The organism is Clostridioides sp. ES-W-0018-02, from assembly GCF_020658175.1.
GTDB lineage: Bacteria > Bacillota > Clostridia > Peptostreptococcales > Peptostreptococcaceae > Clostridioides.
Genome location: NZ_JACVVY010000001.1, coordinates 1,232,412 through 1,257,674, shown reverse-complemented (window position 1 = coordinate 1,257,674; position 25,263 = coordinate 1,232,412). Strand labels below are relative to the sequence as shown.

At 27.8% G+C, this 25,263-nt stretch carries 18 protein-coding genes and 1 other annotated feature; of the genes, 15 read left to right on the top strand and 3 right to left on the bottom strand.

Annotation, left to right across the window (positions count from 1 at the left end; translation table 11 throughout):
* Window positions 1–155 precede the first annotated feature (155 nt).
* A complete protein-coding gene (locus IC219_RS05555; RefSeq protein ID WP_227432531.1) occupies window positions 156–2,795 on the top strand; it encodes a cation-translocating P-type ATPase in 2,640 nt (879 codons plus the stop codon).
* Between the two features lie 62 nt (window positions 2,796–2,857).
* Here the strand turns inward: IC219_RS05555 and IC219_RS05550 are convergent, their stop codons facing one another.
* Window positions 2,858–3,961, bottom strand: a complete 1,104-nt coding sequence (locus IC219_RS05550) for a pyridoxal phosphate-dependent aminotransferase (protein ID WP_227432532.1) — start codon at window positions 3,959–3,961, stop codon at window positions 2,858–2,860.
* A 360-nt stretch (window positions 3,962–4,321) separates the two neighbouring features.
* Between IC219_RS05550 and IC219_RS05545 the strand changes: the two genes are divergently transcribed.
* The 6 genes from IC219_RS05545 to panC all read left to right on the top strand — a co-directional run bounded on the left by IC219_RS05545 (window position 4,322) and on the right by panC (window position 10,482).
* Window positions 4,322–5,143, top strand: a complete 822-nt coding sequence (locus IC219_RS05545; protein ID WP_227432533.1) for a Cof-type HAD-IIB family hydrolase — start codon at window positions 4,322–4,324, stop codon at window positions 5,141–5,143.
* A gap of 78 nt (window positions 5,144–5,221) precedes the next feature.
* Window positions 5,222–5,432: a binding site (T-box leader), on the top strand.
* Window positions 5,433–5,519: 87 nt separating this feature from the next.
* Window positions 5,520–6,836: an argininosuccinate lyase gene (gene argH, locus IC219_RS05540; protein WP_227432534.1), complete on the top strand. Its 1,317-nt coding sequence runs from the start codon at window positions 5,520–5,522 to the stop codon at window positions 6,834–6,836.
* A 281-nt stretch (window positions 6,837–7,117) separates the two neighbouring features.
* Window positions 7,118–7,456, top strand: coding sequence for a DUF2325 domain-containing protein (locus IC219_RS05535; protein WP_021385441.1), 339 nt, complete (start codon window positions 7,118–7,120; stop codon window positions 7,454–7,456).
* A 418-nt stretch (window positions 7,457–7,874) separates the two neighbouring features.
* Window positions 7,875–8,813, top strand: coding sequence for a DUF2520 domain-containing protein (locus tag IC219_RS05530; protein WP_227830810.1), 939 nt, complete (start codon window positions 7,875–7,877; stop codon window positions 8,811–8,813).
* The gene (panB, locus tag IC219_RS05525) at window positions 8,788–9,615 is read left to right on the top strand and encodes a 3-methyl-2-oxobutanoate hydroxymethyltransferase (RefSeq protein WP_227830758.1); all 828 of its coding nucleotides are present in this window, start codon (window positions 8,788–8,790) and stop codon (window positions 9,613–9,615) included. The genes IC219_RS05530 and panB overlap by 26 nt, the downstream gene beginning before the upstream one ends.
* Window positions 9,616–9,633: 18 nt before the next feature.
* A complete protein-coding gene (gene panC / locus IC219_RS05520) occupies window positions 9,634–10,482 on the top strand; it encodes a pantoate--beta-alanine ligase (protein WP_227482862.1) in 849 nt (282 codons plus the stop codon).
* A 251-nt stretch (window positions 10,483–10,733) separates the two neighbouring features.
* Here the strand turns inward: panC and IC219_RS05515 are convergent, their stop codons facing one another.
* Window positions 10,734–12,023, bottom strand: a complete 1,290-nt coding sequence (locus IC219_RS05515) for a D-alanyl-D-alanine carboxypeptidase family protein (protein WP_227432537.1) — start codon at window positions 12,021–12,023, stop codon at window positions 10,734–10,736.
* A 79-nt stretch (window positions 12,024–12,102) separates the two neighbouring features.
* Between IC219_RS05515 and IC219_RS05510 the strand changes: the two genes are divergently transcribed.
* From IC219_RS05510 to IC219_RS05490, 5 genes are all read left to right on the top strand, one after another.
* Complete coding sequence (locus tag IC219_RS05510; RefSeq protein WP_227432538.1) at window positions 12,103–12,807, top strand: DUF655 domain-containing protein; 705 nt, start codon at window positions 12,103–12,105, stop codon at window positions 12,805–12,807.
* A 92-nt stretch (window positions 12,808–12,899) separates the two neighbouring features.
* Window positions 12,900–13,946, top strand: a complete 1,047-nt coding sequence (gene selD, locus IC219_RS05505; RefSeq protein ID WP_227432539.1) for a selenide, water dikinase SelD — start codon at window positions 12,900–12,902, stop codon at window positions 13,944–13,946.
* 54 nt (window positions 13,947–14,000) lie between these two features.
* Entirely contained in the window at window positions 14,001–15,380 is a 1,380-nt protein-coding gene (gene selA, locus IC219_RS05500) for an L-seryl-tRNA(Sec) selenium transferase (RefSeq protein ID WP_227830809.1), read from the top strand.
* Between the two features lie 74 nt (window positions 15,381–15,454).
* On the top strand, window positions 15,455–17,338 hold the full coding sequence (gene selB, locus IC219_RS05495; RefSeq protein WP_227432540.1) for a selenocysteine-specific translation elongation factor: 1,884 nt from the start codon (window positions 15,455–15,457) through the stop codon (window positions 17,336–17,338).
* 105 nt (window positions 17,339–17,443) lie between these two features.
* Complete coding sequence (locus IC219_RS05490) at window positions 17,444–20,182, top strand: PAS domain-containing sensor histidine kinase (RefSeq protein ID WP_227432541.1); 2,739 nt, start codon at window positions 17,444–17,446, stop codon at window positions 20,180–20,182.
* 131 nt (window positions 20,183–20,313) lie between these two features.
* Here IC219_RS05490 and manA read toward each other — a convergent pair whose 3' ends face one another.
* Window positions 20,314–21,258, bottom strand: coding sequence for a mannose-6-phosphate isomerase, class I (gene manA, locus IC219_RS05485; protein ID WP_227482861.1), 945 nt, complete (start codon window positions 21,256–21,258; stop codon window positions 20,314–20,316).
* A 172-nt stretch (window positions 21,259–21,430) separates the two neighbouring features.
* Between manA and IC219_RS05480 the strand changes: the two genes are divergently transcribed.
* The 3 genes from IC219_RS05480 (at window position 21,431) to IC219_RS05470 (ending at window position 25,239) form a co-directional block, all read left to right on the top strand.
* On the top strand, window positions 21,431–22,792 hold the full coding sequence (locus tag IC219_RS05480) for a Sapep family Mn(2+)-dependent dipeptidase (protein ID WP_227432543.1): 1,362 nt from the start codon (window positions 21,431–21,433) through the stop codon (window positions 22,790–22,792).
* Between the two features lie 87 nt (window positions 22,793–22,879).
* The gene (locus tag IC219_RS05475; protein WP_227432544.1) at window positions 22,880–24,769 is read left to right on the top strand and encodes a BglG family transcription antiterminator; all 1,890 of its coding nucleotides are present in this window, start codon (window positions 22,880–22,882) and stop codon (window positions 24,767–24,769) included.
* A gap of 14 nt (window positions 24,770–24,783) precedes the next feature.
* Entirely contained in the window at window positions 24,784–25,239 is a 456-nt protein-coding gene (locus IC219_RS05470) for a PTS sugar transporter subunit IIA (protein WP_227482860.1), read from the top strand.
* Window positions 25,240–25,263 lie beyond the last annotated feature (24 nt).

Here is a 25,263-nt window from a genome sequence, read left to right as displayed (position 1 = left end):
TTCCTTGATAGCAAGACCTTCAAAATAAGCATTAAGTATGTTTGTTTTGGGGTCTTTTTTTATTCAAGGAATTTTTTATTTAAAAAATTTAAAATTTCAAGTATACATAAGAGTCCCCAAACATAAAATAAATTTATTAAAGAGGAGGGCAACAAATGTCTTACAAAAGTACTTATCAAGAAATAATTAAAAATTTAGACTCAAGCTTAAATGGTTTGAGCAAGGAAAGAGCAGAAGAGCTATTAGAAAAAAATGGAACTAATGAATTAAAGGAAGCAGATAAGGTTCCTACGTATAAGCTTTTCTTAGAAAGTTTTAAAGACCCACTGGTAATAATTCTATTGATAGCTGCTTTAGTACAAATATTTTTAGGTGAAACTGTAGAGTCAATAATAATTTTTGCAGTTATTATTATCAACTCTGTTTTAGGAGTTGTACAAACAAAAAAAGCAGAAAGTTCATTAGAAAGTTTGAAAAATTTATCTGCACCAAATGCAAAGGTAATAAGAGATAATAAGAAAATGACAATTCCAGCAAAAAATTTAGTAGTTGGAGATATTGTATTTTTAGAAGCTGGTGATTACATACCAGCAGATGGAAGACTTATAGAAGCACAATCATTAAAGGTTGTAGAAGGGATGTTAACTGGTGAATCAGAACCAGTTCTAAAACATACAGAAAAAATAAGCGAAGATGTAAGTTTAGGTGACCAAAAAAACATGGTATTTAGTGGTGCTGTAGTCGTTTATGGTAGAGGTTCATTTGTAGTAACTGGAACAGGTATGAATACTGAAATGGGTAAAATAGCTGGTCTTTTAGAAACTGCGGAAAATAAGTTGACACCATTACAACAAAAAATAGAAGCTTTTAGTAAAAAGCTTGGTGTAGGTATTGTAGTACTTGCACTCTTAATATTTATAATTCAGGTAGCAAGAAATTATATGATGGCTGGAAATGGAGAAATGACACAAATTATTCTCGATTCATTCATGTTTTCTGTAGCAGTAGCAGTAGCAGCAATACCAGAAGCTTTATCATCAATAGTTACTATAGTGCTGGCTGTTGGAACAAACAGTATGGCAAAGAAACAAGCTATAATAAGAAAATTACCAGCTGTCGAGACTTTAGGTTCAACAAGTGTCATATGTACTGATAAAACAGGTACTCTTACACAAAATAAAATGACAGTTGTGGACTGTTATATGTATGGAACTAACAATGATGAGCTTAATAAAGAAAATATAAATTATTCTTATCATGCTAAATTGTTGACTATGGTTTCTACATTATGTAATGATTCTCATATAACTAGTGATGGAAAAGAAGTAGGTGACCCAACAGAAGTTGCACTAATAAATTATTCAAGCAAAAATGATTTAGATTATGATAGATTAAGAAGTAAATATATTAGAATAAATGAAATACCATTTGATTCAGATAGAAAGCTTATGTCTACAGTAAATAGTATATATGGAGATTATATAATGTTTACAAAAGGTGCTCCAGATATTGTATTTAGCAGATGTAAATATGCTTTAAAAAATGGCTCAAAAGTAGACATAACAGATGAGATAATAGAAGAATACAAGAATAAAAATGAAGAGTTTTCAAATAGAGCACTTAGAGTATTAGCATTTGCAATAAAAGATGTTCCAGAAGAAGGTTTTACACCTTCAATTGATGACGAACATGATATGATATTGGTTGGGATAATGGCAATGATAGACCCACCAAGAGAAGAAGTAATGGACGCAGTAAAAGAAGCAAAGAGCGCTGGCATAAAAACAGTTATGATAACTGGAGATCACAAAACAACCGCAGCAGCAATTGCAAAAGAAATAGGTATAATGGAAGATGGAGATTTAGCACTTACTGGAAAAGAGTTGGATGCATTAAGTGAAGAAGAATTAAATAAAAAATTAGAAGATATAAGTGTATATGCCAGAGTTTCACCAGAAAACAAAATTCGTATAGTAAAAGCATGGCAACATAAGAATAACATAACTGCTATGACTGGTGATGGTGTCAATGATGCACCAGCTTTAAAACAAGCAGATATAGGTATAGGTATGGGAAGTGGTACTGATGTAGCAAAAGATGCTTCTGCTATGGTCTTAGTTGATGATAACTTTGCAAGTATAGTAAATGCTGTTGAAGTTGGTAGAACAGTATATAGCAATATAATAAAAGCAATAACTTATTTATTTGCAGGAAACTTGGGTGCTATAGTGGCTATCTTGTTTGCAGTATTTGCAGGATGGTCGAACCCATTTACAGCTTTACAACTTTTATTTATAAACCTAGTAAACGACTCTTTGCCAGCAATAGCATTAGGATTTGAAAAATCAGAAAAAAATATAATGAATAAACCTCCTAGACATCCAGATGAAAGTATATTAGCAGGAGGAACATTAAAAGCAGTGGCTATAAGAGGTTGTATAATTGGTATAGTTACAATAATTGCACAATATATAGGATTACAAGTGTCACCAGAACTTGGTGTAGCGATGGCGTTTTCAACTTTAATATTAGCGAGAATAATGCAAACATTGCCTGCACGTTCTAATAATCAGACAATAGTAAAACTAGGCTTTTTTAGTAATAAATATGTTATAGGAGCAGTTTTAATATGTTTTGGGCTTTACTCTTTAACATTAATGCCAGTTTTGAGAGGGATATTCTCTATACCAACAGTATTTGGTTTATATGAATTAGGAATTTGTTTAGGTTTAGCATTACTTTCATCAATATTGATGGAACTTAATAAATTAATGAATAGAAATATTGTAGAATAATTAAAAATACTAAACTAAAGGGACATATTGATTTTATCAATATGTCCCTTATATAGTTAGTTTTATTCTAGATTATCGATTATTTGGAATGCTTTTATAACCTCAGGAAGTTCTTTTTCTTCAGGCATTCTAAATCTTATAAAGTTTTTATCAAGTCCAGTAAAATCGCTACCAGATATAACTCTTATTTTTAATTTTGCAAATTCTTGTTGTAAATTTATATCTTTATTTTTATGTTCAACTGTCATTATAGATACAGTATCACTAGTCTCAGCTATGTTAAGGTTTTTCCATGGAATCAATAGTTGATTTTTTATAGCTTTTGTTTTTTCTTTTAATTCTTCTATAAATTGAACATCATCTAATAAATTAGCTGCAATACTACGAGAGATTTCAGATACTTCGTAAGGAGTAGAAATCTTTTTAATAGGATTAACAAGTTGTTCAGGAAGGACTGCATATCCTGCTCTTAGTCCAGCCAAACCAAAACCTTTTGAGAATGTTTTTAGAACAATTACATTATCATAATCATTTAAAAGTTTTACAGCTGAATTTTCTTTTGGCATATATTCACCATAAGCCTCATCTATCATAACAGCTATATCATATTTTGCTGCCTCTTTTACTATATTTTCAATTGATGATAGAGGTATAATTTGTCCAGTAGGATTATTTGGGTTATCTATGTAAATTAATTTATATTCTGAATTTATTTTTTCAATAAATTCCTTTTCATTAAACTTGAAATTATTTTCTTTCTTTAAAAGAACATAGTCATAAGTAGCACCATGCATTTTTATATCTGTTTCATATTCTGAAAATTGAGGTGAATATCCTAAAACCTTATCTCCTTTTTCAATAAATAATCTATTTAAAAGATAAATAACATGTATAGAACCATCAGCTAGACAAATTCTATCAGTAGTTAGTGCTGTAAAGTCTTTCCAATAATCAACTATATTGTTTTTTAGACTAATTGAATGAGGGTATCCTCTTATCATATCAAATTCTAAAGCATTAAAAGCTTCTACAGCTTTATTTGAGAAAGATACTGTATTTATACCTTCGCCACAATCTATCTCAAATACATCTTCGCAATGACCAGATTCTATGGCATAACTTTTTTTCAACTGCATTTCAATAGCTTTGTTAATTTTTAATTTCATAGCTTATCACTCCTTATTTAGTCAATAATAAATGTTAAAAAAGTTGCTAGATTTAAAATATTGTGAAAATACATAATAGTAAAAAACAAATATAAATATTATAATTGCTCACTTTATTTAATATGATTATATATCATATATTGTAAAATTTCTAGCATTATAAGACTATAAATTGAAAATATTCAGAAAAATACTACAAGAAACGATTTATTTTGCCTTGATATGGAAGTATAGGAATGTTATTAATTTTATAAATTGGAATAGTTTAAGTGTAAAGTTATGATATAATTTAATAAGGGTAATTCTTTAAATTAGATTAAGGAAATATAAGTATACAATAAAATGTTATGGAGTTGGATGATGGGATATAAATTGATTGTAACAGATATGGATGGAACTTTATTAGGAAATAACCATAAAGTTACTGATGAAAATAAAATTGCACTGCAAAAAGTTATTAAAAGTGGTATTAATGTAACTTTAGCAACAGGAAGAACTTTCGATTCAGCTAAATGCAATGTAGATTTTCTTAAAGAAGATATGCCAATAATAGCTTGTAATGGCTCATTGATAAGGGAACAAAATGGAAATATAATATATTCAAATAAAATTGATACAAAAACATGTCTAGATATTTTAGATGTGTTAGACAAATATAATATTTACTATCAATGTAATAGTATAGATTCCATGCTTTCAAAAAAAATAGAAGGGCGTGAAGATAGAATAAGTGTGTTTTTGGGCTCTGAAACAGAAGTAATTATAAGGGATGATTTAAGAGAAGAGATTTCTAAAAATGACATATTAAAGTTTGTAATAATAGAAGAAAAAAATCCAGCTATTTTAGACGAAATAAGAAAAGAATTAAAAAAAGTTCAAGGCATAAAAATAACTTCTTCTTGGCCAAATAATATTGAGGTTATGAATACTGGTGTTGATAAAGGCAATGCGGTTAAAATTTTAGCTGAAAAAATGAATATAGATAGAGAAGATATAATTGCATTTGGAGATAATTACAATGATATAGAAATGATACAATTTGCTGGTCTTGGTGTAGCTATGGGAAATGCAGAAGAATTGATTAAACAAGAGGCTGATTATGTGACAGATAGCAATCAAGAGAGTGGAGTTGCAAAAGCAATTTATAAGTTTTTTGAGTTAAAAGAGTCACTTAGTTCTTAAAAAAGGCATTTAAAGGAAAAAATAGGTTGACTATTTTATAGATAGTAATTATAATACAAATAGGTAAAATATAAAAATTTAGATTCAGTGAAGAAGAGAGTAGATATAAAGCAGGTCTCAGCGAGTTAGGGATGGTGTAAGCCTAATGATAATACTTTATATTGAATAGAGCTTTGGAGAATATTACTTGAAATTCAGTATGGTAATAGGTAATCTCGCCTTAAGAGAATAGAGTGGGTAAACATAGTTTATCAACTAGAGTGGTAACACGGAATATTTCGTCTCTTGGTCTTTTTGACCAAGAGATTTTTTATTTTTAGCTAAAGTAAAAATATTATAATTAAAATATAAAAAATTAAAATATGAGGTGAAAAATATGAAATTATGGGGTGGACGCTTTAGAAAAGCTGAAAATCAACTTATGGAAGAATTTAATAAATCTTTTGGGTATGACTGTATACTATACAAAAAAGATATCGAAGGAAGTATAGCACATGTCTATATGCAAGTAAAATGTGGGCTTTTAACAGATGAAGAGGGAAAAGCTATAACAGAAGGTCTAAATGGAATACTTGAAGATATTGAAAATGGGAAATTGGCATTAGATGGAGATTATGAAGATATACATAGTTTTACTGAGATAAACTTGATTCAAAGAATAGGTGATGTTGGGAAGAAACTTCATACAGCTCGTAGTAGAAATGACCAAGTTGCAGTTGATATGAGATTATATGCCAAAGAAAAGGCAAGTGATTTAGTGGGGTTAATATCTGGATTTAAAGAAACTATAAAAGATGTTGCTGATAAAAATTCAGTAATGATGCCAGGATATACTCATCTTCAAAGAGCGCAAGTGGTAACTTTTAAACATCATTTGATGGCATATTATAGTATGTTTGATAGAGATGAGAAAAGAATAAAAAATGCTATAGAAATATTAGATGAATCACCTTTAGGTTGTGGAGCTTTGGCAGGAACTACACATGATATAGATAGAAATATAACTTGTGAGCAATTAGGATTTAAAAAAGTTGTAGATAATTTTATGGATGGTGTAAGTGATAGAGACTATTTATTAGAACTAATGAGTGATTTTTCAATTATAATGATGCATTTAAGTAGACTTAGTGAAGAATTGATACTTTGGAGTTCTCAAGAATTTGGGTTTGTTGAAATAGATGATTTATATACTACTGGAAGTAGTATAATGCCTCAAAAGAAAAATCCTGATGGTGCAGAACTTATAAGAGGTAAGACTGGTAGAGTATATGGAAATTTATTTGGTCTTTTTACAGTGATGAAAGGTATACCACTAGCTTACAATAAAGATATGCAAGAAGATAAGGAAGGCTTCTTTGATAGTGTACACACTCTTGAAATGTGTATACAAATAATGGAGAGAATGATAGCTACATTAAAGGTAAATGAAGATAAAATGAAACAAGCAGTTAAAAATGGGTTTTTAAATGCTACAGAAGTTGCTGACTATCTAGTTAAAAATAATGTTGCCTTTAGAGATGCACATGGAATTGTTGGAAGTATTGTAATATATTGTGAAGATAATAAAAAAGCAATAGAAGATTTGACACTAGAAGAATTACATAAGTTTTCAGATGAATTTAAGGAAGATATTTATGACTTTATTAACTATGAAAGTATATTAAACAAAGGAATAAAAAAGAATTTAAAATAATACAGGATATTAAGTTTTAAAAGCTGTGAATTTTAATGAGTGGTATCATTAAAACTTACAGCTTTTTATTATATAAAACATTATTTATAATGCAATATCAATAACTTTTAGAGCCAATAAATTTAAATTTATTAACACTAAAAAGTTACTAAAAATAAAACCTTCTACTATTAAAATGATAATTAATATCAATAAGTATTGACAAAATTATTTTTAGATATTATTATATATAGTATAAATAATAATGAAAATCAATATCAAGTAAGGCGGGAGGCAGTCTAATGAACTTATTAGTGATTGGTGGCCATGAAAGAATGGAAAAAGATTATATGGTTATGGCCAAGAAAAAAGGTTATAAAACAAAAGTATATACTACTATGTCATCTAAATTAAATAACTCTATAGGAAAACCTGATGCTGTTGTTATACTTACATCAACAGTTTCACATAAGATGTCTAGAACAGTTGAGTCTCAGGCTAAAAAACAGGATATACTAATTGTAAGACATAAAAATAGTAGTAAGGTAGCATTTAATGAATGTCTAGATATGGTTGATGAATGTCTAGGAAACTGTTCAAAATGTAAACTTAACGATAAGCAAAAACAGAAAAATACATAAATATATAATTTAATAAGTTTGAGAATACATATTCAATATGTGTTGAGTGTGTGAAATAAAGTGTGCATTCTTCCAAAAAGTTGTGATAGTAAAGATATCACAATATACAAGGAAGGAGCACATTTTTATTTTTTAACAAAAATAAAATGTTAAAGAGATTATTGAAAAATATTATTTTAATTATTTTTAAGTTAAGTGCATTTTTAGTAAAATAAGAAAACATAAATAAAAACATATTAACTTAATTTTTGTAGAATTAATTGTCAATTTTTTATTTAAATGGTAGAATATTCATGGATGGTATCTTGTTATAAGAACTATACTTTAAATGTTTTTAATTATTTTGTCTTATATAACTCATATCTTCATGAATGAGATTGGAAATTAAGATGTTGTATCACAAGTTGGAGGTGATACTATTAAAATAGGATTTATTGGTTCTGGAAAAGTTGGGACATCTTTAGCAAATTATTTTTTGTCAAAAGATTATTGTGTAACGGGCTTTTATGGAAGAAATCAATTATCTTTATTAGAATCAACAGATTTAACAAAAACAAAGATTTATAGTAACTTGAAAGACATTATTTATGAAAATGATATATTATTTATTACAACATCAGATGATTCTATTGAAATCATAGACAAAAAACTTTCCAAATTTAATTTAAAACATAAATACATTTGCCACACAAGTGGCTCTTTAAAATCTAGTATATTGTTCTGTTCAAAAAAAGCAGGTGCATTAATTTATTCTGTCCATCCTATATTTGCATTTTCCAATAAAAATACTGATATTAAAAAAATGAAAGACATTTGTTTTTCCATAGAAGGTGATAATGAAAAAGATGATTTATTTATTCAAAATTTTATAAATAGCTTAGGAAATCGATTTTTCATAAGAGATAAAAATACTTCATCCACTTATCATGTGGCCAATGTTTTAGTTTCAAATTTAGTGTTATCTTTACTATATGTAGGAGTAAGTTACTTTATTAAATTGGGTCTATCTGAAGAAGAAGCTTTAAAAGCTATAAATCCTTTGGTCAAAATAAATATAGAAAATATACTTGATAAGGGATTTACTAAATCCCTTACTGGACCTGTTGTTCGTGGTGATATAACACCAATAAAAAAACATTTATCAGCATTAGATAAAAAAGATGAAGATATTTACAAAATACTCTCCTTAAATCTACTAAAAATAATAGCCTTGGAAAATGAAGATTCATTAAAATATACAAAAAATATTTCTATAGAAAATGCAGTCGAAGATTTAATGAGTAAATCTGAAAAATATAAAGAGATTTACAAAATTTTAGGAGGAAAAAACAATGAAAAATACTATACTGACTTTTAAAAATGCTAAAAGTGATGGAAGGAAGCTATCTATGCTTACTGCTTATGATTACTCAATAGCAAAAATAATGGATGAATGTAATATAAATGGTATTTTAATAGGAGATTCATTAGGAATGGTCGTAAAAGGTGAAGAAAACACTCTATCTGTTACTATAGATGAAATTATATATCATACAAAAGCTGTAAAAAATGGTGCCAAAAATGCCTTAATTGTAAGTGATATGCCATTTCTATCTTACCATGTTTCTACAGAAGAGGCTGTTAAAAATGCTGGCAGACTTGTAAAAGAAGGTGGGGCACATGCTGTAAAATTAGAAGGTGGCTCAAACGTTATAGAACAAATAAAAAACATTGTAAATGCTCAAATACCTGTAATGGGCCATTTAGGACTAACACCTCAATCTGTAAATTCATTTGGTGGATTTAAGGTTCAAGGAAATACTAGTGAAACAGCAAAACAACTTATTGAAGATGCTAAATTAATAGAAAAAGCAGGAGCATTTTCTATTGTCCTTGAAGGAGTTCCTGCTAAAATAGCTGAGAAGGTGACTAATTCTATTTCAATTCCCACAATAGGGATAGGAGCAGGAATTAATTGTGATGGTCAAATTTTAGTTTATCAAGATATGTTGGGGATGTTTGGAGATTTTGTACCTAAATTTGTAAAGAAATACGCAAATATAGGAGATATAATGAAAGATTCAATTAAAAATTACATACTAGAAGTTGAAACTGGCGTATTTCCACAAGAAAAACATAGCTTTTCAATAAATGAATCTGAATTAGAAAAATTATACTAAGATTAAGGATGGTACAAAATGCTTGTAAAAGAAATAAAATCACTAAGAAATATAATTAAAGATTGGAAAAAAACTGGCTATTCTATAGGACTTGTTCCTACTATGGGATTTTTACATGAAGGACATCAAAGCCTTATTAAAAAAGCTGTAAAAGAAAATGATAAGGTAGTAGTAAGTGTATTTGTAAATCCAACTCAGTTTGGACCAAATGAAGATTTTAACAGTTATCCGAGAGATATAGAAAAAGATTTTAAATACTGTATAGATAGTGGTGCATCAGTAGTCTTTAACCCATCATCAGAAGAAATGTATTTGAAAGGCAATTGTACTACCATAGATGTGTCTGGACTTACAGATTTTCTTTGTGGTTCTAAAAGACCTGTTCATTTTGGTGGTGTATGCCTAGTTGTTTCAAAACTTCTGAATATAGTAACTCCTGATAAAGCTTATTTTGGAGAGAAAGATGCTCAACAATTAGCAGTAATTAAAAGGATGGTCAAAGATTTGAATATAGACACAAAAATAATAGGATGCCCTATAATTCGTGAAAAAGATGGTTTAGCAAAAAGCTCAAGAAATACATATCTTTCAAAAGAAGAAAGAAAAACTGCTTTAGTTTTAAATGAAAGCCTAAGCTTGGCAAAAGAAGAACTGGCAAAAGGAAATCTAGATGTAAAAAAAATAAAAGAATTAATAACATCTAAAATAAATTCTGAAGATTCAACGAAAATAGATTATGTTGAAATTGTAGATAGTGAGACATTACAACCTGTTGAACATATAGAAAATTCTGTACTTGTAGCAAGTGCTGTTTTCATAGGAAAAACTAGATTAATTGATAACTTTACATTTCAATTTGATATATAGGTTGTTGTTTTATACAGTATAGATAATTAAAAAAATGATATTTTATAAAAAGAAAAATTTAAAAATTAGATTTGCTTAAGATTATGATTAATTGTAATTATATGGGAGGTCTCAAAATAAAAATTTGGGTATCTCCTTTTTTGTATAAAAAAGAAAAGGGATTCCTAAGAACTCCTTTTCTATGTGATAATTGTTCTTTAAAAAAACATTATAATTATAGCAGATAAGGGTGTTATAAATAAGTGGTATTGCTATTTTCTCATATTTCTTTTTCCTCTAGACTTTCTTTTATTATTCTTTTTAATATTTGAAGCTATTATAAATATAACTAGAAGTACTAAAATAGCCATAATAATTTTAATAGAAAGCATCAAAGTTTTATTTTCAGTTATAAATGGAAGACTACTATCAAGGTTATTTTTTGCAACTAAATCTATACTCTTTTCTAGCTTACCACTATTATATATATTTAAAGTACCAACCTTAGTACCTTTTTTTACAGGTAAATCAATTTTATCTAGTTCAGTTTTAGTATTGTAGTCACCTTGAGACTCATTTTGTCCTAAAGTTATCTTATAACTATATTTTGGTTCATAAATTAATTCATGTTGTTTTGTAAATAATACTTTTTTAGTATCAGTATATTTTTCTTTATCAACAATAGTAGCGCATTTAAAGTTATCAAATCCATAATCAATTAAGATGCGTGAATCTAAATATAAATCGTAATTAGTTGAATTAAATACAGCAGCAATGACTCTTCTTCCATCTTTTACTGCACTAGATAAAAGACATTTACCAGCAGCATCAGTATATCCTGTTTTTATACCATCAACTATATCGTATTTTATATCTATAGATTGACCTTTATATGTAATCTTATCATGTGATGTTAAAAATTTATTAGTATTTACAAAATATCTTTCATAAGGGTATGCTTTTGTAGCATCAAACTTAAGTGACTTAGTTTTTACAATCTGTCTAAAAACATCATTATTCATAGCTTCTCTGGCCATAAGAGCCATATCATGAGCTGTAGTGTAATGATTTGGGTCTGGTAATCCATGAGGATTGTTAAAATGAGTGCCAGTAGCTCCAATATCTTTTGCCTCAGAATTCATAAGGTCAACAAATTTTTGTACATCTCCTTCACCAACATATCTAGCTAATACAAAGGCAGCATCATTAGAAGAATGAATCAAAAGAGCGTTTAATAATTGTCTTACAGTGAAAGCTTCGCCTTCTTTCAAGTACATACTAGAACCCTCTATCTGAGGTAGGTTTTTAATTTCTATTACTTGATTTAAATTCTTAACCTTTTTCAGAACTAAACAAGCTGTCCATGCCTTAGTTGTTGAAGCTGGATAAAGCTTAGAATCTCCAGATTTATTATACAATATTTTTCCAGTTTCATAGTCCATTAAAACGGCATGTTTGGCAACTATAGCTGGTTCATCATCTGCAAAAGATATATTAGAACTTCCTAAAAATGAAGCAAATATCAAGAAACAGATTAATAAAAGTGATAAATTTCTTTTCATTGTGAGCCTCCAAAATTTAAATTCATCTTTTAGTATAGCATATTTTTGTCAATAATTAAAATGAAGGAGTGATTAATATATGAAAAAAAAGGTAAAAATTATTTTGTTTTCTATGGTATGTTTTTTAACATTGTCAGCAATAATCATTAATCGGTTAGATGTCTTCAAAGAAGATATTTATGTTGTAAGTAAAAATAATTCACATAATAAAAAAACAGATAAGGTAGACAAAATAGTTAAAAATGAAGTAAATAAGCATAATAAATATGAGGGGAAAATAGATAAAAATATTCAAATTAATAAAATAACTATATACATAAGTGGAGCAGTGAATAGACCAGGGATTGTAACTATAGAATCAGATAAGAGACTTTATGATGCTGTAGAATTATTAGGTGGAACAACAAAAGAAGCTGATTTAAATGGAATTAATTTATCACTAAAGTTAGAAGATGAACAACATTACATAATACCTAAAATAGGAGAAACAATATCTGTTACAAGCAACAGCGATTCTAATAAGCCAAGTCTAGAAAATGAACCTAAAAATGAATCTGAAAGTAAAAATAATAAAAATCTATCTGATAAATCAAAAATAAATATAAATACAGCAAAATTAGAAGAACTGGATGCTTTACCTGGAGTTGGAGAAGCTACAGCTAATAAAATTTTACAACATAGAGAAGAAAATGGACAATTTGATTCAATTGAAGATATAAAAAATGTGAATGGGATAGGAGATAAAAAATACGAAAATCTAAAAGATTTAATTTGTATAGACTAAAAATATAATACAAAACTCACTTATAGATATGGTATTATAAATATGTATGTATATGTGTGTATATGCGGAAATTTAGTAAAGGAGGTACTTTTATGAAGAAGGAACAAAAAAAACTTACAGAGATGACAACAGCAGGTGGATGAGCAGCTAAAATAGGGCCAGAGGTTCTGGCATCAGTTTTATCTCAACTGCCTAAAAATGATAATATAGAAAATTTATTAGTAGGATTAGATACAGCAGATGATGCTGCTGTGTATAAGTTAAATGATGATATGGCACTTATTCAAACACTGGATTTCTTTACACCAATGGTAGATGACCCATTTGTATTTGGTCAAATTGCTGCATCAAATTCACTATCAGATGTATATGCTATGGGAGGAAAGCCTTTAGTTGCAATGAATATTGTTTGTTTTCCATCATGTCATGATATGGATGTACTTGCAGAAATATTAAAAGGTGGATTTGATAAAGTAAAAGAAAGTGGTGCACTATTAGTCGGAGGGCATACTGTAGATGACCAAGAACCTAAATATGGTCTTTCAGTTTCTGGAATTGTAAATCCAAATAAAGTTTTATCAAATGCTACTGCAAAGCCTGGCGACAAGTTAGTTATAACAAAGCCAATTGGTGTGGGTGTATTAAATACAGCCATGAAAGAAGGTATGGTAGAACAACATGTATGTGACAAAGTAGTAGAAATAATGATACATTTAAATAAATATGCAGCAATGAGTTTTGATAAAATTGATGTAAATTCAGTTACAGATATCACTGGATTTGGTTTACTTGGGCATGCTTTAGAAATGGCTAAAGCTTCTGAAGTGAGTATTGAAATTGATTCAAAGCATGTTCCAATTATCGAGGGTGCTGTAGAAATGGCAGAAATGGGAATCATACCTGCTGGGATGTATAAAAACATGCATTATGTATCAAAAGATGTAGAAATTGTAGGAGATGTAGAAGTTGCAGTTCAAGATATTTTATATGACCCACAAACTTCTGGAGGGTTATTGATTTCTGTAAAAGAAGAATTAGCAGAAGAACTTGTAAGAGATATGAAGTTAAATGGAGCAATAGAAGCAAAAATCATAGGTTCTGTAGTGAAAAAAGGGGAAAAATATATTAAAGTTTTATAAAATATTATATGTAGAGAAAGAGTGATTATTTTGAGCAAAAGAGAATTATTTGCAATGTTACCTTCAGTTGATGAAGTATTAAGTGATAATAGAATAGTAGAAATAATAGAGGAATATCCTAGAAGTTTAGTTTTAGAATCTGTAAGAGAAGTGATAGATTTTAAGAGACAATTTATTTTAAGATTAAAAGAGGATGCATCTAATTCTGTAACAATAGAATTTGATGAGATAATAGAATCTTCAATAGAGAGAGTTAAATTAAATTACTCATTATCATTAAAAAAAGTTATAAATGCAACTGGTACAGTTATTCATACAAATTTGGGGAGGTCTTTACTTAGTGAAGATATAAAAGATGAATTATGGTGTGCTGCTTCAAGATATTCAAACTTGGAATATGATTTGGATAATGGAGAAAGAGGCTCAAGATATTCTCATTTAACTAATACAATAAAAAGACTTACTGGTGCAGAAGATGTACTAGTTGTAAATAATAATGCAGCAGCAGTGCTTCTTGTACTTAGTACAATGGCAAAAGGAGGAGAAGCAATTGTATCACGTGGAGAGTTAGTGGAAGTAGGAGGTTCTTTCCGAATTCCAAGTATAATGGCTCTTAGTGGTGCAGAATTAGTGGAAATAGGCTCAACTAATAAGACACACTTAAAAGATTATAAAGAAGCTATTACAGAAGAAACTAATGTATTGATGAAAGTTCATACAAGTAACTATAGAATTATGGGATTTACAGAGAGTGTATCTATCGAAGAACTAGTTAATTTGGGTAAAAAATATAAGTTACCTGTAATAGAAGACCTAGGAAGTGGAGTATTTATAGATTTATCAAAATATGGATTATCTTATGAACCAACTGTATTAGATTCTATAAGACAAGGTGCGGATGTAGTTACTTTTAGTGGAGATAAAATGCTTGGTGGGCCACAAGCAGGTATTATAGTTGGGAAAAAAGAGTATATAGAAAAAATGAAGAAAAATCAACTTACTAGAGCTCTTAGAGTCGATAAGCTTACAATATGTTCACTTGAAGCAACTTTAAGGATGTACCTAGATGAAACAAAGGCTGTAGAAAACATACCTACTTTAAAAATGTTGACATATAGCATTGGAGAATTAGAAGCAAAGGCAAATAAATTATTTGAAAAAATAACTGCCTTAAATCTAAATGCTAAGATAAACATAGAAGATGGATTCTCTCAGGTAGGAGGAGGGTCTATGCCTCTTGAAACAATAGCCACAAAGGTAATAACAATAACTCCTGAGCATATGAATGTATCATCTTTAGAAAAAAAATTAAGACTCAGTGAAGCTCATATAATAGCTAGAGTATATGATAATAAATATGTTTTAGATGTAAGAACTATATTTGATGATGAATTTGATGTAGTAGTTGAGGAATTAAGAAAAGCCTTTAATTAACTAAATTTGATATAGTAATACTATTAATTTTAATTGAAAATTAAAAGCATAGAAGCTTTGATAGGGGGCAAAAAATGAAAAACGTAGTAATTGGAACAGCAGGTCATATAGACCATGGAAAAACAACTCTTATAAAAGCATTGACTGGAAGAGAAACTGATACCTTGGATGAAGAAAAAAAGAGAGGTATATCAATAAATTTAGGGTTTACTTATTTTGATTTACCAAACAATAGAAGGGCTGGTATCGTAGATGTACCAGGACATGAAAAATTTATAAAAAACATGCTAGCTGGAGCATCAGGACTTGATATAGTTTTACTTGTTGTAGCAGCAGATGAGGGTGTTATGCCACAGACAGTTGAGCATTTAGACATCTTAAGTTTTTTAAATATAAAAAATGGAATAGTAGTTTTGACTAAATCTGATACTGTAGACGAAGAATTTAGAGAACTAGTAAAAGAGGATGTTTGTGAAAAAATAAAAGGTACTTTTCTTGAAAGTGCAGAAATAATTGAAGTTGATTCTGTATCTAAAAAAGGAATAAATACTCTTATTGAAAAAATAGATAAGATGAGTGAGGCAATAGAAGATAAAAACGAAAATTCTCCAGCAAGACTTAATATAGATAGAGTATTTTCTATAAAGGGATTTGGTACTGTAATAACAGGTACATTAATAGAAGGAAAGATAAGTATAGAGGATGACTTGGTTATATATCCACAAGTATTAAAAACAAAGATAAGAAGTATACAAGTTCATGGGGAAAGTAAAGATACAGCTTATGCAGGACAAAGAACAGCAATCAACATATCAAATGTAAAGGTAGATGATATAAAAAGAGGAGATGTTTTGGCTGCTCCAAATTCATTAGAAGAATCAATGATGTTAGATGTGAAATTATCATTGGTAAATCATCTAGAAAAAGGGATAAAGCATTGGGATAGATTGAGATTGTATCATGGGACTAGAGAAATACTTTGTAGAGCAGTTCCACTAGATAAAGATTTAATTGAAAACGGAGAGAATGGATATGTTCAATTAAGACTTGAAGAAAGTATAGTATCTAAGAAGGGTGATACTTTTGTTGTCAGACGTTATTCTCCAATGGAAACTATAGGTGGAGGTGTGATAATTGACCCATCTCCTAAAAAGCATAAGAGATTTGATGAAAAAGTTATAGAGGGATTAAAAATAAAAGAAAAAGGTGAACTTAAAGATATAATAGAAGAATACTTAAAGAGAAATCTAAAAAATTATCCAAATCTAAAAGAAATAATGAGTTATAGTGGTGCTCATGAAGAGCATGTAAAAAAAGCTATTGAGATACTTATATCAGAAAATAAAGTATTGCTTATTGGAAACATGTACATGCATATAAATCAATACAATAAACTGAAGGAAAGTACAATAAATCTTTTAAGTGAGTACCATAAGAAGTATAGATTGAGAAAAGGTATGTTAAAAGAAGAAGTAAGGTCTAAGGTAGAAAGTAATTTTAAGACTAGAGAAATGGATATCTTATTAGAAAAATTATCTACAGAAAATATTATAAAAATAGAAAATAATATAATATCATTATTTGATTTTGAAGTTATCTTAAATGACAAACAAAGAGAAATAGCAAAAAAAATAGAAAAAAAGCTAAAATCATGTGGAGTTTCTTCAATATTGACAATAGATGAAGTTTCTGAAGGAAATCATAACTATGCTGAAGTATTAGAGTCAATGATAGGTAACAAGGTAGAAAAATTGGATGATTTGTATATAATGGATAAAGATATTTATGAAGATGCAAAGAATACTTTAATAAATTATATAAAAGAAAATAAGGAAATAACATTAGGAGAATACAGAGATTTGATAGATTCTAGTAGAAAAAACTGTATGATTATATTAGAAAACTTTGATAGAAACAAAATAACTAAAAGAGTAGAAAACAAAAGAATTTTGTTTTAGCGGAAAATGTCTGTTTTTGCTTTGAGGTATAAAGAAGGAATTATAATGTCGAGTATCGTATAAATTAATTAGTATAAAATATTAATTAAGAGGAAGTGTAAAGTATTGAAGAATATAATACCTGCTGTGAAACCAGATATAAAAGAAAGAGAAGACATGAGCCTTTTATTTATAATAATGGGCTCAGTGCTTTTGTTATTTATTATAAAAGATACAAATAAATATGAAATTTTACTGCATGCTGTATATGCTACATTCTTAATAGCTACAGGAATGATTATATTTAATACTACAAAATTTAAAGTAGATTCATTTTCTACATTTTTAGGATTAGTATTTGCAGCAACTGGAGTATTGGAGTGTATATATTTATTTAATTGTTTAGGTACTAGAGCAGAAGCTGTAATTGGAATTAACATTACAATATCAGCAATGACAGATTTATTTCCTATATTAGGTGTGTATTTAAGTTTTAAATTTGTTAAGGATAATAAACAAATTCATTCGAGCATAATTTTATTTGTAGTAACTGTAGTTTTAACAATATCATCTTTATTCATAATATCTGAAATTTGTAACTCTTTAGATAGAGGGACATTACACTATACTTTAGGGGTTGTTACATCTATATTTATGATAATTGTCTCTATTATGAGTGGAATTGAACTAAACTCAAGTTCAAACGCAAATAAATGGGAATATAGTGAGAAAAAGTTTTTTAATAGAATAATAATAATAACAATCTTATCAAGAGCTCCAAATTTACTACATATAGTAATTGGTAATATACATATAGAAGGTATGTTATCACAAATAACAATAAATGTAGCATTATATTATTTATATAATTATATAGTATCTAAGAATATTAAGAAAACAGCATTGGAACTACATGATACAAATGAAGAATTAACAATAAAAACGGAAAGTTTGAAAGAAAAAAATAAAAAATTAATATATGAAACAGAAAAAATAGAAGAACTTAAAGAAATACTTATAAAAAGAGAATTACGACTACAATCTACTTTAGATGTTGCTGTAAATAGTATAGTTGTGTTTAGTAAGGATGGAGAAATTACATATGCAAATAAAAGTTTTAGAAATATTTTTGGAGATTATAAAGAACAAGATAAATTAAGCTATAAAGTTAAAAATTTTAGTGATTTAATAGAAAGCATTAATTATGTATTTATCAATAAAAAAAATATAGAAAAATTTATTGATACAAGTGACAATAAGGTTTACCAAGCTATATTTGCTCCTTTAATTATAGCTACACAAATAGAAGGAGTCTTATGTGTATTAAAGGACAAAACTAAGAAAAAGGAATACGAACGAAAAGTTATTGAAGCAAATAAGAGAAGTGAAGACTTTTTGGAAAGTGTTGGAGATGGTATAGTAGTACTTGAAGGTAGTAATAAAATATATGTAAATAATGCATGTAGACAAATATTTAAAGAGACATTAGAAAACATCGATTTTTCCTCAATATGTAAAAGTGAAGAAAATATAGAAAAAAGGTATGTAATAGAGGGTGAAGTAAAATATGTAGAGATGAGTTTTTCTCATTATAATAATGAAGGAACTTATAAAACTATTATTGTAATACGTGATACAACTTCTCGAAAGATATCTCAAATAAAACTTGAAGAAAGTCAATCCTCTTATTCAAGATTTATAGATATACTACCTGATGGTATATGCTTGTTAAGAGAAGACTTAAGTGTAAATTATGCAAATAAATCATTTTTGGATATGCTATCTTTTACAAGTATAGATGATGTAAAAGATTCTAATATTAAGATATTAATGAATGCAAATACTGAAGAAAAAATGAAATTTACTGAAAATATGACTAAAGTTTTAAATGAAAATAAGAGTATACTTTTACTAGAATATGAATTAATAAATAATTATGATGATATAGTAGAAGTAGAATTAAGCGCCTTGCCTTTTTCGATATATAACACTAGATATATAATGCTTATTATAAAAGATTTAGCACATAAAAAATACTCTGAACAAGCTGAAAAAGAATTACTTGAAAGATTTAAAACAGATAAAATAAAAACTGAGTTTTTTGCAAATATGTCTCATGAGTTAAAAACACCATTAAATGTTATATCAAGTTCAAATCAATTGGTAGATTCTTTCTATAGAAGTGAAAAAATAAAAGACTATAATAATAATATTAAATCTCATGTTGATTTAGTTAGACAAAGTTCCTATAGACTTCAAAGATTGATAAATAATATTATAGATTTGACAAAGATGGAGTCAGGATTTTACACACTTAAACTTGCAAAATACAATATTGTATCTGTAATAGAAGATTTGTTTATGAATATAGAAGAGTATGCAAGCAGAAAAGATATAAGAATTCTATTTGATACAGAGCTTGAAGAAATCAATGTCTATGTAGACAAGGCTGAAATTGAGAGAATTATACTAAATCTATTATCAAACTGTATTAAATTTACTGATAATGGAGGATGGATATATGTAAACATCTACTATAAAATTGATAAAGTAATAATAAGTGTTAAAGACACTGGTGTTGGTATACCTCAAGATAAATTGGAGTTGATTTTTGAAGAGTTTTCACAAGTTGACAAGACTTTATCTAGAAATACTGAAGGAAGTGGAATAGGACTTGCTATAGTTAAGAACCTAGTAAGTCTTCATGGTGGAGATATAGAAGTAATAAGTGAAGTTAATAAGGGTACAGAATTTTTAATCTCACTGCCAATGAAAAGCTTTAGTAATGAGTATTATACAGAAGATAAGAGAATATACAATCTTCAAGAAAAAATAAAAATAGAATTTTCTGATATATATTATTAGAAAGTTATTAAATTGTAAAAGTAAAATAAAATATTCTATATTTAATAGAGTACATTATAAAAAGCTAGGCTATCATAAAAATAAGTTTTTATGATAGTCTAGCTTTTTTTGATGTTAATTGTATTTTGTATCTATATGTGAGAACATATGATTTCTAGATTACCTTCAAATCCAAAACTTCCAAAGTTATTTGGTAATATAAAATGCATACCTTTCTTTAAATCATACTCTATAGAATTGTGTATCAATTTACCAACTCCATCTAGGATACTGTACAAAGAAAAAGGTGTATTGTGAGTAAAATCACATTTTCCAAAAATATCTAATTTATAGACACTAAAAAATTCATTTGATACAAATGTTGTACATTTAAAGTTTGGTGTTGATACAATTTTATAATCAGTATCAAAATCTGTATGAGGAACATTTGTAACTTCTATTGATTTTTGAACATGAAGTTCACGTTTATTTCCTAAGTTATCAGTTCTATCATAATCATAAACTCTATAAGTAGTATCTGAGTTTTGTTGAGTTTCTAAAATTAATGTTCCCTTACATATAGCATGTATAGTTCCGCTTGGAACATAGAAAAAGTCACCTTTTTTTATATTAACTTTTCTAAGCAGTTTGTCCCATTCGTTATTATTTATCATTTCTATAAATTCTTCACGAGATTTTGCATTGTGACCTATTATAATTTCTGCATCATCAGAACAGTCTATTACATACCAGCATTCTGTTTTACCCAATTCTCCATTTTCGTTTTTTTGAGCATATTCATCATTTGGATGAACTTGAACCGATAAATTGTCATTGGCATCGAGTATTTTTGTAAGCAAAGGGAATTTATCTCCAGGTGTATTACCAAACAATTCTCTATTTTTCTCCCATAATTCAGATAGCTTTTTATTTTTATATTCTCCATTTTCTATCAGACAATCTCCATTTTTATGAGAACTTATAGCCCAACATTCACCTGTTGTAGGTGATTTTATCTCATAGTTAAATTTATCTTTAAGTGCAGTACCACCCCATATTCTATCCATAAAAATAGGCTTTAAAAATAATGGTTCCATAATCTTGTTCCTCCTATGATATTAAATTTATCCTACAAATAATTATATATAAATAGATTATAAAATCAATAGCAAAAAAGTTTTGTCCCTTGAAATGACATAAAGTATAAGGATTTATGAAACAAGATAAACTATGATATATAATATAAAGGTTTAAATTGGAGTGATAATCATGGAGAGATTTAAAGAAGAAAATCAAAAATATAAAAAAGAATTCTTGAAATTGTTGGAGGAATGGGTAAGTATACCTTCCTTTTATGATAAAAATACTGTATCTAAAGATATGCCTTTTGGAAAAGGTGTATATGATGCATTAAAGTGGTTTGAAAATTTAGGTAGAGAAAATAATTTTACTGTTAAAAATATAGATAATCATGCTGTTTATATTGAATATGGAGATGGTAAAGATTATATAGACATATTTGGGCATTGTGATGTTGTAAATCCAGGAGAAGGATGGGATAGTGAGCCATTTAAGCTAGATATTATGGGTGACAAATTAGTTGCTAGAGGTGTTTCCGACAATAAGGGCCCTATGATAGCAAATTTTTTGGCATTAAAAATGATAAAAAGTCTAAATATAGATTTAAAGAGAAAAGTTAGATTAATTGCTGGAGGAAATGAAGAAAGTGGATTTAAGTGCATAAAGCACTATTATAGCAAAGAGCCACATGGTGTATATGGATTTACTCCAGATGCTAAATTTCCTGTATTAAATGGAGAAAAGGGTGGAGCGATAATAAAGCTAATGCTGGATATAGATGATAAATATCTAGATATAAGTGGTGGAATAGAGTTTAATACAATTCCAGATAAAGTGTATATCAAAAATATTGAAAATTTAAGTAATGATTATATAAATTCTGATTTTAATAATGTTTCAATAAGTTTTAATGATGGTAAGTATATTGTGAATGGGAAAGGTGGACACTCATCTAAACCTGAAAAAGCAATAAATCCCATATTAGATACAATTAAAATTTTAGCAGAAAATCTTGATGAAGATTGGGCAAAAGATTTGTACAGGCTAATAAATAAAGATAATATAGATGGAAAACTGTTTGGCTTAAATGTTGAAGGAAAATGTGGAATTCTTTCAATGGTTCCAACAATAATAAATATAAAAGAAGGAAAGCTTGAAGTAATTTTAAGTGTTAGGTATCCTGAAGTATTGACAGTTGAAGAAATAATAGAAAAATTTGATTTGTATATAAAAATAAATAATATTAATAAATTTAAGTTTATTGGGGAAAATTTAAAGCAAGCAAATTATATAGATGAGAATTCGAAACTTGTAAGACGTTTACATGAGATATATGTAAAGTATTCTGGAGACTCAAAAAGTGTTGTTAGAGTAACCAGTGCAGGAAGCTATGCAGCTGAAATGAAGAATTCAGTAATATTTGGGTGTGAATTTCCTGATGGTAGTTTTGGAAATGTTCATAGTGCAAATGAATTTGCCAGTTTAGATAGATTTATAACTGCGATAGGTATCTATGCGGAGGCAATAGTTACATTATGCAATAATATATAAATACAAAATGTCCCTTATATAGACATATTATATATACAACTAAAATTTTATTTGATATATAATTGAAATCAAAGAGAAGGTGATACAATGATAACTAAGAAACATGCAGTAATAGTAAAAAGTTTAAGCAATAAAGATGGATATATGACATCAAATGAACTAGCTATTAAATTAGATGTATCTACTAAAACTATTAAAAGATATATAGCAGATTTAAATGGTATTTTGAGTAAGTATGATTTAGAAATAGATTCTTCAAGAGGTATAGGATATAAGCTAAGTGGCTCTAAAACCAACATATCAAAAGCTGTAAAAGAAGCAAATAAATATATAAATGGTTTCTTGGATGATTCTGAAGAAGCAAGGATGTCAAATATAATATGTATGCTGATTAACAGAAATTATATGAGTATAGAAGTAATGGCAGAAGAATTAAATCTAAGTATAGCAGCCATAAATAAATTATCTAGTAAGCTTAAAAGAAAACTTGAAAAGTATGACTTAGTTATAAAATCTAAACCTTATTATGGAAGCTATATATATGGTGAAGAAATTAATATAAGACAGTTGATTACTGATTATGCAATAAAGTTGGATGAGAAGAGTAAAATCAAAGTATTTTTGGATGATATCAGTGAAAACGATATAAATTGCATAGAAAGTATTTTAGAAAAGCATTTAAGAGAAAAAGAAACAATAATTTCAGATAAAGACTTTAATCTTTTACTTTCAAAAATAATAGTTTCTGTGTTTAGAAGTAAGAGAGGTCATAGCAAAAATATAAATTTAATAGATACAGGATATAGATTTCATAATTACAGTTTTATAGAAAAGCTTATGAAAGAAATATCTGATAAAGTTGGATTTAAACTTATTGAAGATGAAGTAATTTATATTTCCAATTATTCTGGTGTAATAGCATATAGAGGTGCACAAGGAATAAAAAATGCAAGTGAAATTGAAGAAAGAATAAGTAGCGTTATAAGTAGTGCTCTTCAAGATATACTGCTTATTTCAGGAAGTGACTATACAAAAGATGAAGAGTTTATGATAGCGATTTCTGACCATATAAAGAGGTTTTTAAATAGAGCAAAAGCTAATATAAAATCTAATAATCCTCTGCTTCATCAAATAAAAGAGAAATTTCCAATAGCTTTTAACTTAGCTGTGTTTTTATCAAATAAGCTAGAAACTGAATTTAATTTAAAATTAGATGAAGATGAACTTGGATATATAGCTATTCACTTTGCTGCTTCAAATGAAAGAATGAAAAAAAATACAAGTAAGAAAATTTGTATAGTTTGTCATTATGGTATAGGCACAGGTCAGCTTCTTTCTGAAAAATTAAAGCAGAATATAAGTGACTTAAATGTTGTAGGTGTTTATCCATTTAGATATCTTGATATGGCAATAGGTCAAGATGTTGATTTGGTAGTATCAACAGTTGAATTAAAAGGATATGAAAAGCCAGTCTTATATATAGAAAATATATTTGATGATAGCCTAATTGAAAACGTAAACAAAGCCTTTTATGAAAAGGAAGAAAGAAGAAAAATAATAAGTAATATGTTTGATGAAAGAGCTTTTTTCAGTATAAAAGCAAATACAAAAGAAGAAGTTATACTTTCGCTTTCAAACAAGTTAAAAGAAAGAGACTTTATAGAAGAAAGCTCAATAAAAAGTATAATAGATAGAGAAAATATTTCATCAACTGAAATAGGAAATCTAGTAGCTATACCTCACACAATAGTGAAGGGAGATAAAAAATCTATAATCGGAGTTGGAATACTTGAAAATCCAATAATTTGGGATAAGCAAGAAGTTCAACTAGTATTTATGGTATTTTTTAATACTAAAGAAAAACATAATTTTTCAATATTTAAATACCTTTACAATTTTATAAAAGATGAAGGTGGAGTAAGAGGAATTATTAAAATATGTGACTTTAATAAATTAATGGCACTGATAGGTAATTAAGGAGGAAATTAACAATGGGAACAAACATATTTAACAAAGAATATGTATTTTTAAATACTGAGGCTAAGTCTAAGGTTGAGGTTTTAAAATTTATAGCTAAGAAAGCTAAAGAATTAAATTTAACAGAAGATGAAAATCTAGTATACGAAGGCTTAGCAGCTAGAGAAGAGCAATTTACTACAAATTTGGGAGAATCTATAGCAATACCTCATACTAAAAATGATGCAATTGAAAATCCAGCAGTAGTGGTACTAAAGTTTAATGATAATGTTGTTTGGAATGAAGGTGAGGATAATGTCAAATTGGCAATAAGTTTGCTTATGCCAGGAAAAAGTAAAGAAAACATACACCTTAAATTATTATCGTCTCTTTCAAGAAAATTAATAAATAAAGATTTTAAAGATTCTCTTTTAAAGAGTGATAATGTGGAAGAAATCGCTAATTTAATAAATGAAGCTTTAGGTTTATAGATAAATACTAAAGTTAAAATAAAA

Excerpts from the sequence above, each read along its gene's own strand:
- IC219_RS05555 (WP_227432531.1), top strand. The coding sequence starts at position 156 with ATGTCTTACAAAAGTACTTATCAAGAAATAATTAAAAATTTAGACTCA.
- IC219_RS05550 (WP_227432532.1), bottom strand. The coding sequence starts at position 3,961 with ATGAAATTAAAAATTAACAAAGCTATTGAAATGCAGTTGAAAAAAAGT.
- IC219_RS05545 (WP_227432533.1), top strand. The coding sequence starts at position 4,322 with ATGGGATATAAATTGATTGTAACAGATATGGATGGAACTTTATTAGGA.
- argH (WP_227432534.1), top strand. The coding sequence starts at position 5,520 with ATGAAATTATGGGGTGGACGCTTTAGAAAAGCTGAAAATCAACTTATG.
- IC219_RS05535 (WP_021385441.1), top strand. The coding sequence starts at position 7,118 with ATGAACTTATTAGTGATTGGTGGCCATGAAAGAATGGAAAAAGATTAT.
- panB (WP_227830758.1), top strand. The coding sequence starts at position 8,788 with ATGAAAAATACTATACTGACTTTTAAAAATGCTAAAAGTGATGGAAGG.
- panC (WP_227482862.1), top strand. The coding sequence starts at position 9,634 with ATGCTTGTAAAAGAAATAAAATCACTAAGAAATATAATTAAAGATTGG.
- IC219_RS05515 (WP_227432537.1), bottom strand. The coding sequence starts at position 12,023 with ATGAAAAGAAATTTATCACTTTTATTAATCTGTTTCTTGATATTTGCT.
- IC219_RS05510 (WP_227432538.1), top strand. The coding sequence starts at position 12,103 with ATGAAAAAAAAGGTAAAAATTATTTTGTTTTCTATGGTATGTTTTTTA.
- selA (WP_227830809.1), top strand. The coding sequence starts at position 14,001 with ATGTTACCTTCAGTTGATGAAGTATTAAGTGATAATAGAATAGTAGAA.
- selB (WP_227432540.1), top strand. The coding sequence starts at position 15,455 with ATGAAAAACGTAGTAATTGGAACAGCAGGTCATATAGACCATGGAAAA.
- manA (WP_227482861.1), bottom strand. The coding sequence starts at position 21,258 with ATGGAACCATTATTTTTAAAGCCTATTTTTATGGATAGAATATGGGGT.
- IC219_RS05480 (WP_227432543.1), top strand. The coding sequence starts at position 21,431 with ATGGAGAGATTTAAAGAAGAAAATCAAAAATATAAAAAAGAATTCTTG.
- IC219_RS05475 (WP_227432544.1), top strand. The coding sequence starts at position 22,880 with ATGATAACTAAGAAACATGCAGTAATAGTAAAAAGTTTAAGCAATAAA.
- IC219_RS05470 (WP_227482860.1), top strand. The coding sequence starts at position 24,784 with ATGGGAACAAACATATTTAACAAAGAATATGTATTTTTAAATACTGAG.